The sequence below is a fragment of the uncultured Gimesia sp. genome (genome assembly GCF_937919775.1).
Taxonomy (GTDB): Bacteria; Planctomycetota; Planctomycetia; order Planctomycetales; family Planctomycetaceae; genus Gimesia.
Genome location: NZ_CALFPF010000434.1, coordinates 1 through 9,909 on the forward strand (window position 1 = coordinate 1; position 9,909 = coordinate 9,909).

11 protein-coding genes are annotated in these 9,909 nt (G+C 53.4%); all 11 read left to right on the forward strand.

The genetic code is table 11. From position 1 onward, the window contains the following. The first annotated feature begins 266 nt into the window (after positions 1-266). Complete coding sequence (locus Q0294_RS12105; RefSeq protein WP_299465406.1) at positions 267-737, forward strand: cyclic nucleotide-binding domain-containing protein; 471 nt, start codon at positions 267-269, stop codon at positions 735-737. Beyond that, the gene (locus Q0294_RS12110; protein ID WP_299465409.1) at positions 734-1,858 is read left to right on the forward strand and encodes a 4Fe-4S dicluster domain-containing protein; all 1,125 of its coding nucleotides are present in this window, start codon (positions 734-736) and stop codon (positions 1,856-1,858) included. Before Q0294_RS12105 ends, Q0294_RS12110 begins: the two co-directional genes overlap by 4 nt. Further along, positions 1,855-2,730: an FAD/NAD(P)-binding protein gene (locus Q0294_RS12115; RefSeq protein WP_299465412.1), complete on the forward strand. Its 876-nt coding sequence runs from the start codon at positions 1,855-1,857 to the stop codon at positions 2,728-2,730. The genes Q0294_RS12110 and Q0294_RS12115 overlap by 4 nt, the downstream gene beginning before the upstream one ends. Positions 2,731-2,732: 2 nt before the next feature. Further along, positions 2,733-3,521 (forward strand): oxidoreductase, encoded by a 789-nt coding sequence (locus Q0294_RS12120; RefSeq protein WP_299465415.1) that lies wholly within the window; start codon positions 2,733-2,735, stop codon positions 3,519-3,521. After that, a complete protein-coding gene (locus Q0294_RS12125; RefSeq protein ID WP_299465418.1) occupies positions 3,521-4,813 on the forward strand; it encodes a Ni/Fe hydrogenase subunit alpha in 1,293 nt (430 codons plus the stop codon). The genes Q0294_RS12120 and Q0294_RS12125 overlap by 1 nt, the downstream gene beginning before the upstream one ends. A 25-nt stretch (positions 4,814-4,838) precedes the next feature. After that, positions 4,839-5,327: a hydrogenase maturation protease gene (locus Q0294_RS12130; protein ID WP_299465421.1), complete on the forward strand. Its 489-nt coding sequence runs from the start codon at positions 4,839-4,841 to the stop codon at positions 5,325-5,327. After that, on the forward strand, positions 5,320-5,691 hold the full coding sequence (locus Q0294_RS12135; protein ID WP_299465424.1) for a hydrogenase maturation nickel metallochaperone HypA: 372 nt from the start codon (positions 5,320-5,322) through the stop codon (positions 5,689-5,691). The genes Q0294_RS12130 and Q0294_RS12135 overlap by 8 nt, the downstream gene beginning before the upstream one ends. Beyond that, the gene (gene hypB, locus Q0294_RS12140) at positions 5,688-6,377 is read left to right on the forward strand and encodes a hydrogenase nickel incorporation protein HypB (RefSeq protein WP_299465427.1); all 690 of its coding nucleotides are present in this window, start codon (positions 5,688-5,690) and stop codon (positions 6,375-6,377) included. Before Q0294_RS12135 ends, hypB begins: the two co-directional genes overlap by 4 nt. Before the next feature lie 22 nt (positions 6,378-6,399). Further along, positions 6,400-8,652, forward strand: a complete 2,253-nt coding sequence (gene hypF / locus Q0294_RS12145; RefSeq protein WP_299465430.1) for a carbamoyltransferase HypF — start codon at positions 6,400-6,402, stop codon at positions 8,650-8,652. Next, positions 8,643-8,918 (forward strand): HypC/HybG/HupF family hydrogenase formation chaperone, encoded by a 276-nt coding sequence (locus Q0294_RS12150; protein ID WP_299465433.1) that lies wholly within the window; start codon positions 8,643-8,645, stop codon positions 8,916-8,918. Before hypF ends, Q0294_RS12150 begins: the two co-directional genes overlap by 10 nt. Beyond that, positions 8,915-9,909 (forward strand): hydrogenase formation protein HypD (gene hypD, locus Q0294_RS12155; protein ID WP_299465436.1); only part of this gene is annotated, 995 nt, incomplete at its 3' end. The genes Q0294_RS12150 and hypD, both read left to right, overlap by 4 nt.

Here is a 9,909-nt window from a genome sequence, read left to right on the forward strand (position 1 = left end):
AAAGGACGATCTCGCAGCAGATTATTTTTAAAAGTCAGTTTAGAGCGGCAAGAGTTCTTTTCTATCAGGTTTTCAATCTGACTTCATATCGGATGATGTTCTTACCTGTGCATGGGGAGATCCCCTATGCGCTCTGGTGTCTGGGCTTTGTCAGTCTATAGACGCTGTGGATGCGGAAGGTTAGAATCGAAGCGAGTGATCTGGTTAGTCATCGAAGGCAAGTGAGAGAGGCCGTGATGGATGTTCAACAGCTTCAAGAAATCCTGATGGAACTTCGGTTCACAGCAGGGTTGTCCGATGAGGATCAACGGAAACTGGCAGTTATTTCACGTCTGCAGGAGTTCCCGAAAGGTGCGATCGTTTTTGCAGAAGGGACCGATCATAAGGACATTTATGTCATCAGTAGCGGTCGGGTTGAGATTTGTATGAGTATCCAGGCCCGTGGCTGTTTGCCTGTTCTGACTCTGGAAGCTGGTGATCTGGTTGGCTGGTCATCGGTTCTGAAACAGGGGGAGATGACGGCAACGGTAGTCGCTATGGAGGACACACAAGCTGTTGCCATTGATGCCGCTGAGTTGAGGGAACTCTGTGAACTGGATCATGATATCGGCTACCAGATCATGAAGCGGATTGCTTCTGCCCTTTCACAACGGCTCGTCGCCTGCCGTCTGCAGGTGCTTGACATGTATGGCGACGTCAATTCATATAACAGCAGTCAGAAAGGGGCGTCGGAATGAGCGAGGAATCGCAAACCGAAATTGCCCGATCCTGTTTTCTCTCAACCGAGCAGTTTGCAAAACTCTTCGAAGTGTTACACGCTTTGGATTATGAAGTGATTGGTCCCACGATTGATCAGGCAGCGATTGTCTATGACCGTTTGACTTCGGTTGACGATTTACCCCGTGGTTGGACTGACATTCAGGAGCCGGGGAAATATCGCTTAGAGAAACGAGGCGATGACGCATTGTTCGGGTATGTGGTCGGCCCGCATTCCTGGAAACAAAAGCTTTTTCCCCCGGTCAGCACACTCTCGGTGGCAGATCGAACAGACGCTGGCTGGCAGTTTACAGAGCCGGAACAGGAGTTACCCAAGTTCGCGTTTCTGGGGGTGCGGGCGTGCGAACTGGCGGCTCTCAAAATTCAGGACCGGGTTTTTATTGGAGGCCCTTATGTTGATCCGAGCTATCAGGGGCGTCGTAACAAGGCACTGATCATTGCCGTCAATTGCACCCAGGCCGCTTCTACCTGCTTCTGTACTTCCATGAATACCGGCCCCCGCTGCAAAGCGGGATATGATCTGGCGTTGACGGAACTGGCAGACGGGTTCGTTGTAGAGGTTGCCACTCCAGAAGGTGAAATCGTTATCAATGCTCTGGAAACACAGATTGCCACGGATGAGAATCAAAGGCAGGCGGAAGCCGCACGGCAACAGGCTGTTGATCAGATCACAAAAACGCTGGATACGACGGACATTCGAGACTTACTGATGTCTAACCTGGAGCATCCGCAATGGAATGATGTTGCGGAGCGATGTTTGTCCTGTACCAACTGCACGATGGTCTGTCCGACCTGCTTTTGCAGTTCCGTGGAAGAGGTCAGTGATTTGACGGGCGATCATGTGGAGCGGGAACGCAAGTGGGATTCGTGTTTTAATGTGGATTTCAGCTATATGAATGGCGGTCTCGTGCGAAACAGTATTCGAAACCGTTATCGTCAATGGATGACTCATAAACTGGCGACCTGGATCGATCAGTTCGGGACATCCGGTTGCGTCGGCTGCGGTCGTTGTATCACCTGGTGCCCGGTCGGGATTGATCTGACGCGGGAAGTCGCTGCCATTCGGGAAACGCAGACATGAATTCCTCTTGCTCAACAACAGGAGAAACTGCCGATTCGCAAGTCAATCACTGGGTGCCGCAAACGGCAGTGATTCGCGAGATCACACCTGAAGTGAATGATGTGGCGACTTATCAACTGGCGCTGACTGATCCTGCTGCCGCCGAAGCATACCGTTTTGTGCCCGGACAGTTCAATATGCTGTATGTACCAGGGGCGGGTGAGTCGGCGATCTCAATGAGCGGCAATCCTGAATCGCCTGAAATTCTGGCGCACACAATTCGGGTCGCGGGAAATGTGACGCGAAGTATCGCAGCCATGAAAGTCGGGGATACACTGGGACTCAGAGGACCCTTCGGCACCAGTTGGCCTCTGGAGATGTGTGCCGGACGCGATGTGATTCTGGTCGCGGGGGGGATTGGCTTACCACCATTACGGCCGCTTATTTATCGTCTGCTTGCAGAACGCCAACAATATGGACAGTTGCATTTGCTCTACGGGGCGCGGTCTCCCGAAATGCGACTTTATACGGAAGAATATCATCTCTGGTCTAAAGGCGGTTTGGAGATCAGAGAAACCGTGGATCGTTCCAGTCCCGGCTGGCATGGAAATGTGGGAGTCGTCCCATTATTACTGGAGCGGTTGAAAGCCTTTGATCCTGCCAAGAGTATTCTTTTGATTTGCGGACCGGATTTGATGATGCGGTTTACGGCCCGAGCGGCGATGCAGCGTGGAATGACGGCCGAACAGATCTGGGTCTCCACGGAGCGAAACATGCAGTGTGCTGTGGGCCTGTGCGGACATTGCCAGTTAGGGCCGGAATTTATCTGTAAGGATGGACCGGTTTTTCGCTACGATCAGATTTTGCCCTATTTAAAAGTGGAGGGACTGTAGTCGTGGGAAAACCAAAGCTGGGCGTATTCAAATTTGCTTCCTGTGATGGCTGTCAATTATCACTGCTCGACGCAGAAGATCAATTGTTGGCGGTGGCGGACGCAGTAGAGATTCGCCATTTTCCCGAAGCCAGCAGCCGGATGGAAGCGGGCCCTTATGACATCGCCCTCGTTGAAGGTTCAATTACAACGCCACACGATGCGGAGCGGATTCAGCAGATCCGTCGTGACGCGAAGTTTTTGATGACAATTGGTGCCTGTGCGACCTCAGGGGGCATTCAAGCACTGCGCAACGGGGCCGATACAGCAGAATTCATGCGAGCCGTTTATGCAAGCCCCGAATACATTCAGGTATTAGACAAATCGACGCCGATCGCCGAACATGTAAAAGTGGATTTCGAATTGCGTGGCTGTCCGATCAATCAATATCAGTTAATCGAAGTCATCCAGTCTTTATTAGCAGGCCGAAATCCGCGGACACCCCGACACAGTGTTTGTCTGGATTGTAAACGACGCGGAACGGTCTGCGTGACCGTGGCACAGGGAACGCCCTGTCTGGGGCCAGTCACACAGTCTGGCTGCAATGCGATCTGCCCGAGTTATCACCGTGGTTGTTATGGCTGTTATGGTCCCGCTGCTCAGCCCAATCTGGTGAGCCTGAGTACGCATGCGCTGAACGAAGGGGCTTCTGCGGCAGAGGTGTCACACAATCTGCGCAACTTTAATGTCTATGCGCCTGCGTTTCGGAATGAGAGTCAGCGGTTGACGGATCAGATCAAGGAGCAGAACTGATGGGCAACCGGACAATCAAAGTGGAAACCATGTCGCGTGTGGAAGGGGAAGGTGGTCTGTATATTCGTCTGAGTGGCGATGTCGTGGATGAAGTCCGCCTGGAAATTTACGAACCGCCGCGCCTGTTCGAAGCGTTGTTACGCGGCCGACCTCTGGAAGATACACCCGATATCACAGCCCGCATCTGCGGCATCTGCCCGGTCGCCTACCAGATGAGCAGCGTACATGCCCTGGAATCGGCTCTGGAAGTAACCGTCTCACCCGAGATCCGCCGTTTACGCCGATTGCTGTATTGCGGGGAATGGATTGAAAGTCACGGCTTACATATGCATTTGCTGCACGCACCTGATTTTCTGGGTTTCGACAGCGGGCTGGAAATGGCGAAGCAGTTTCCAGATGAAGTGAACCGGGGGCTGCGCCTGAAAAAACATGGCAATCAACTCGTCGATCTGCTGGGAGGCCGGGCGATTCACCCCATCAACGTTTGTGTGGGGGGCTTTTATCGTCTGCCGAAACGCAAAGAATTTCAAACGTTGATTGCCGACTTTGAATGGGGCTTAGGAGCAGCGATTGAGACCACGCGCTGGGTTGCCGGTTTTGATTTTCCCGACTTCGAAACCGATTGTGACTACATCTCTCTGTCGCATCCTGATGAATATCCGATGAATGAAGGAGTCATGAAAACCAGCGGCGGTGATTTGATTGAGGTCAGTCACTACGAGGAAGAATTTGAAGAACGACAGGTTCCGCATTCGACGGCACTGCATGCGATTCGCAAGTCGACGGGACGCCCCTATCTGCTGGGGCCTTTGTCACGCGTCAATCTGAACCGGGACAAGCTTGCTCCCGCCTCGCGAAAACTGGCCGATGAAATCGGGTTGGAACCGTTGTGTCGTAATCCGCATAAGGCGATCATCGCGCGGGGTCTGGAAATCGTGCACGCTTATGAAGAAGCGTTAACGATTCTGCGAGGCGATCAGCCCCAGGGCAAATCACGCGAGACATACGAGTATCAGGCTGGCGAGGGGATGGCTGCTACCGAAGCGCCGCGGGGAACGCTCTTTCATCGTTATGTGGTTGATGAGGCAGGCAAAATCGTCGAAGCCTGTATTATTCCGCCAACTTCACAGAATCAGGCTCAGATTGAAGCGGACCTGAAACAATGGATCTCACATGTCATCAGTGAAGACGAGCAGGAGACCGCCAGGAAATGCGAAAACCTCGTGCGAGCCTACGATCCCTGTATCAGTTGTTCGACGCATTTTCTGAAAGTGAAAATTGAACGTAGCTAGTCCAAGCTGTGAAAGTAGCATTGTCATGAAGTATCACAGTCAAATCATGATCGCAGGTATCGGCAGTCCCCACGGTGATGATCAGGTCGGTTGGGAGATTGTCCGACAGATTCAAGACAGGAACAGCGATAGCAATCTGGTGTGTGTCCGTCTGGCGCGGACGCCTGATGAGTTACTGGACTGGATGAGTGATTTCAAACAGTTGGTGATTTGTGACGCCTGTCAGGGTGCGGGAGACGTCGGCAGTTTTCACCACTGGGAATGGCCCTGCAGACAATTGGAAACAATGCAATGGTCGGGTACGCATAATTTATCGTTACCCGCAGTACTTTCTTTGGCCGAACAACTGGGGAAACTTCCCGATTCGGTTCACATCTGGGGAGTCGAAGTGGCGCAAGCGCAGCCCGGCCAGTCGATGACTGATTCCGTGATGGCAGGAGCGATCGCAGTGGCAGAGACCCTCTGTAAGGAACTGGTGATTCCTGTGAAAACAGCGGGGACACAACATGCATGAGCGGTCGCTGGTTCAGAATTTATTAAGGCAGGTGGAACAGATCGTCGCTGCAGAAGGGGGCGGTCAGGTTGCTGAAATTTGCGTGCAGGCGGGTGACTTGTCCGGAGTCGAACCGCTCTTGTTTCAGATGGCATTTGCTGACATGGCTCCTGCGGTATTTTCGTCAAGCTGTCAACTGGCGCTCGAAGTCGTTCCTGTCACTGCTGTCTGCAGCCAATGCGATCATCGGTTTGAAATCGTCGATTTTCAGTTTCGTTGTCCTGTATGTCAGGCAGGTTCGGTGCAGGTCCTTCAGGGAGATGAAGTGAAATTAATCAGTGTCACCATTAATTCGAAGCATTCCATCGAAGGAGTCGCATCATGAATCAGCGCACGATTATCGTACAGCGCGACGTGCTGGCCGATCAGAAAGCAGATGCAGCCGTGGAGCGTAAAAGGCTCGGACGTCGGGGGACTTTGGTCATCAATCTGCTCTCTTCGCCGGGGGCGGGGAAAACAACATTGCTCGAAGCAACGGCGCGACATTTTGCCGGCCGTCGCAGTATGGCCGTTCTGGTGGGCGATCTCGAAACAGATCGCGATGCACAACGTTTGGCGCCGCTGGTTCCGGTGGCCCAGTTAACTACCGGGGGGGCCTGTCATCTGGAATTACCTTTGGTTCAGCGGGGTTTGAAAGCGCTGGGTGATCCTGTTGTGGATTTTCTGTTTATTGAAAACGTGGGGAATCTGGTCTGCCCGGCGTCACACGATCTGGGAGAACACCTGCGTGTGGTGCTGATCAGTACGACCGAAGGCGATGATAAGCCGGGCAAGTATCCGAAAATGTTCCGTACCAGTCAGGCGATGGTGATTACCAAGCTGGATTTACTGCCGCATGTCCCTTTTTCTGTTGACACAGTGACAGAGGACGCACTTCGAATACAACCTGAATTGAAAGTCTTAACAAATTGTGCTCTGGACGGTTCCGGAATATCGCGCTGGTGTGATTTTCTGGAACAGCAACATCAACAACGTTTGGCCATGTATCATGAACCGGCAGGCAACCGTTAATCTCAAAGAATCGATAGTCGCAGTGAAGCTGACGTTGAATGGTCGCGTACAGGGAATCGGTCTGCGCCCTGCAGTGGCGCGCCGGGCTTTGGAACAGGGTTTAACCGGTCAAATCAGTAATTCGATTCAAGGGGTCGAACTGATTATTGAAGGTCCCGTGGATGTCGTGCGCCGTTTTGAAGAGGGGTTAGACGAACATTTACCTGCAGGAGCCTGGATTCAAAACAGGCAACGCGAAGATGTAGAGATAAGCGCATTAATCGGATTTGAGATCACCGAAAGTGATCTTGGGGGCCCTCTCGCAACACATGTTCCTCCCGATATTGCCGTGTGTCAGGAGTGTCTGTCTGAGATTTCAGTACCGGAAAACCGCCGTTATGGTTATCCGATGACGAGTTGTACCAACTGCGGTCCCCGCTATTCGATTATCAAATCGATGCCCTATGAGCGGGCACAAACCGGAATGTCAGAATTTGTGATGTGCGCTCGTTGTCAAACGGAATACCGGTCTCCCGCTGATCGCCGCTTTCATGCGCAGACCAATGCCTGCGCGGAATGTGGTCCCCGCATCTGGTGTCACGATGCCACGGGACGAGAAATTGCGAATCAGCGTGACGCAATCAAAGCAGCCGCCGCCGCTCTGCAGCAGGGACAGATCGTTGCGCTACGCGGATTGGGAGGTTACCAGTTGCTCGTGGATGCGACGTCAGAAATCGCCGTTGAAAAACTACGACAGAGAAAGCGCCGGTACGGGAAACCTCTGGCGGTCATGGTGAGTTCATTGGGAGAGGCCGACAAACTGGTATTCCTCAATGATTGTGAACGGCGTGAACTCGCCAGCTCCGCCGCTCCGATTGTCCTGCTGCAATCTCGCGGTAATTCCGGTTTGGCAGGCAGAATCAATGCCGGCTTGAACACTCTGGGTTTAATGCTGCCGACGACACCTTTACATTGGCTGTTACTGCAGCATTGTTCCTTTCCTGTCGTGGTTACCAGTGCCAACCGGGAGGGAGAACCGCTGATCTATCAGCGGGGAAATATAGAGACTCAACTGCAATCAGTCGCTGACCTGTGGCTGGAACATGATCGACCGATTGAACGTCCCATCGACGATAGCGTGGTGCGCTGGATGGCGGGGCGGAGAGTGACGATTCGTCTGGCACGTGGACTGGCTCCGTTGCCCTTGAACCTGGAAAGTGAGATTCCCCTGACCGCACTCGGCGGACATCAGAAAGCGGCGTTCGCACTCAATAACGGTCGTCAGAGTATTCTGGGTCCTCATATCGGAGATCTCAATAGTCTGGCGTCCTGTGAGCGTTATCAGGAGCAGTTAGCGTCAGTGCAGCAATTGTATGGCGTCTCTCAATGCGGTTTGGCCTTCGATACCCATCCGGATTATTTCACTTCGCAGTGGGCGGCTCGACAATCGGTTCCTGTGGATACGGTGCAGCACCATCATGCGCATGTTGTGGCGGGCATGCTGGAGCAGGGCTGGCTTGATCGTCAGGTATTAGGAGTCGCCTTTGATGGCACCGGTTGGGGGGACGATCAAACCATCTGGGGAGGAGAATTTCTATTATCGACGTCGACCAGTTATACGAGAGTGGCACACTTGAGATCGTTCTGTCTGCCCGGTGGGGACTCTGCGATCCGCGAACCGTGGCGTGTGGCTGTTTCACTGGTCGCACAGGCTGCCGGCAGGGAGGTGGCTGCCCGCTTACGGCTGGGAACAGAGCAGGTGGAGCCGTTGTTAAAAATTATTGCTTCAAAAAAATTTTCACCTCAAACGACCAGTGCGGGGCGGTTATTCGACGGCGTGGCGGCATTAGTCTTAGGAGTGAATCGCTGTGATTTTGAAGGGCAGGCGGCAATGCTGCTGGAGGCGGTCTGTGATTTCTCGGAAGCAGGCTGCTATGAGATTTCATTACAGGTGGGGAAACCTGTGCAGCTTGACTGGCGGCCGTTGATTCTTCAGATTTTAAAAGACCGTGAAGCGGGGGTCTCTCCGGCCGTGATGGCGATGCGATTTCATCGGGGTTTGGCGCGGGCTGTCGCCCGGCTCTGTAATCAGTTCGCTCCCACGCCTGTTGTTCTGGGAGGCGGCGTTTTTCAGAATCGATGTCTAGTGGAGTTTCTGGTGGAAGAAATGGAACAGAACGGACAGCCACTGGGACTGCCTGGAAAGATTCCTCCTAATGATGGTGGCCTGGCGGCAGGTCAGCTTGCCGTCGCCGTTTTTCGGAAGAAACTGAAAGGGACGTTTCGATGTGTTTAGGAATTCCGGGTAAGGTGGTGCGCTGGCTTGAGCGTGAGGGGGCGTTTGCACAAGCGGAAGTAGAATTCGATGGCGTCCGTCGTATCGTGCATATGGCGTGTGTCACTGAAGCGGAGCTGGGAGATTATGTGGTGGTTCACGCGGGAATCGCCATCAGCCGCATTGATCCGGTTGAAGCGGAACGTATTTTCGAAACACTTGCCGAATGGGGCGAGGATGAAGGCTGGCGTTCGGATCTTTCCTCAGAGTCTGAGGCTGCCCCATGAAATATCTTGACGAGTACCGCGATCCTCGGGCAGCACAAATATTACTGGATGAAATTCGCAGAGTCTCAAGCCGCTGCTGGACTCTGATGGAAGTGTGCGGCGGGCAGACACATAGTCTGTTAAGGCACGGAATTGCGTCAGAGCTGCAGGGGACGGTTGAATTAATTCATGGTCCGGGTTGTCCGGTGTGTGTCACAGATCAGGAAGCGATCGACTTTGCCTGCCAACTGGCACGGCGTGAAGAAGTCCTGCTGACGAGTTTTGGCGATATGCTCCGGGTCCCTGGCAGCCGAGGATCATTGTTAGATGCAAAGACTGCGGGAGCGCACGTGCGGATAGTCTATTCTCCGCTGGATGCCGTAGAACTGGCACGGAAACATCCAGACAAACAAGTGGTGTTCTTCGCGGTAGGATTTGAGACGACAGCACCTGCGACTGCGCTGGCTGTTAAACAGGCGGCCCGCGATCAACGGGAAAACTTCAGTATGATTGTTTCGCATGTGCGCGTGCAACCGGCGATGGAATCGCTGGTTCAGGCCCCCGATAATCGGGTCGAGGCTTTTCTGGCGGCGGGGCACGTGTGCACTGTGATGGGATATGAATCCTATGAGTCGTTTGTGGAGCAGTATCGCTTGCCTGTCGTGGTGACCGGTTTCGAGCCTTTGGATTTACTGGAGGGGATTCTGGCCTGTGTGAAGCAACTCGAAGCAAACGAGGCGCGGCTTGAGAATCGATATGCACGTACGGTGCGGCCAACCGGGAATCGGGCAGCCCAGGATCTGGTGCAGGAGATTTATCAGACGTGTGATCGCGCGTGGCGGGGTTTTGGTTGTATCTCTGACGGGGGTTTGGAACTTCGCCCGGAATGGCAGCGGTTTGATGCCCGATCCCGATTTGCGGAACCTGTGTTGCCGGTGATCAATGTGGATGAATGTCGCAGTTTCGAAGTGATGACGGGACATCTCAAACCGCCCGACTGTCCCCATTTTGG

Bases quoted from the DNA above. Each gene is read 5' to 3' on its own strand.
- Q0294_RS12105 (WP_299465406.1), top strand. From the start codon at position 267: ATGGAACTTCGGTTCACAGCAGGGTTGTCCGATGAGGATCAACGGAAA.
- Q0294_RS12110 (WP_299465409.1), top strand. From the start codon at position 734: ATGAGCGAGGAATCGCAAACCGAAATTGCCCGATCCTGTTTTCTCTCA.
- Q0294_RS12115 (WP_299465412.1), top strand. From the start codon at position 1,855: ATGAATTCCTCTTGCTCAACAACAGGAGAAACTGCCGATTCGCAAGTC.
- Q0294_RS12125 (WP_299465418.1), top strand. From the start codon at position 3,521: ATGGGCAACCGGACAATCAAAGTGGAAACCATGTCGCGTGTGGAAGGG.
- Q0294_RS12130 (WP_299465421.1), top strand. From the start codon at position 4,839: ATGAAGTATCACAGTCAAATCATGATCGCAGGTATCGGCAGTCCCCAC.
- Q0294_RS12135 (WP_299465424.1), top strand. From the start codon at position 5,320: ATGCATGAGCGGTCGCTGGTTCAGAATTTATTAAGGCAGGTGGAACAG.
- hypB (WP_299465427.1), top strand. From the start codon at position 5,688: ATGAATCAGCGCACGATTATCGTACAGCGCGACGTGCTGGCCGATCAG.
- Q0294_RS12150 (WP_299465433.1), top strand. From the start codon at position 8,643: ATGTGTTTAGGAATTCCGGGTAAGGTGGTGCGCTGGCTTGAGCGTGAG.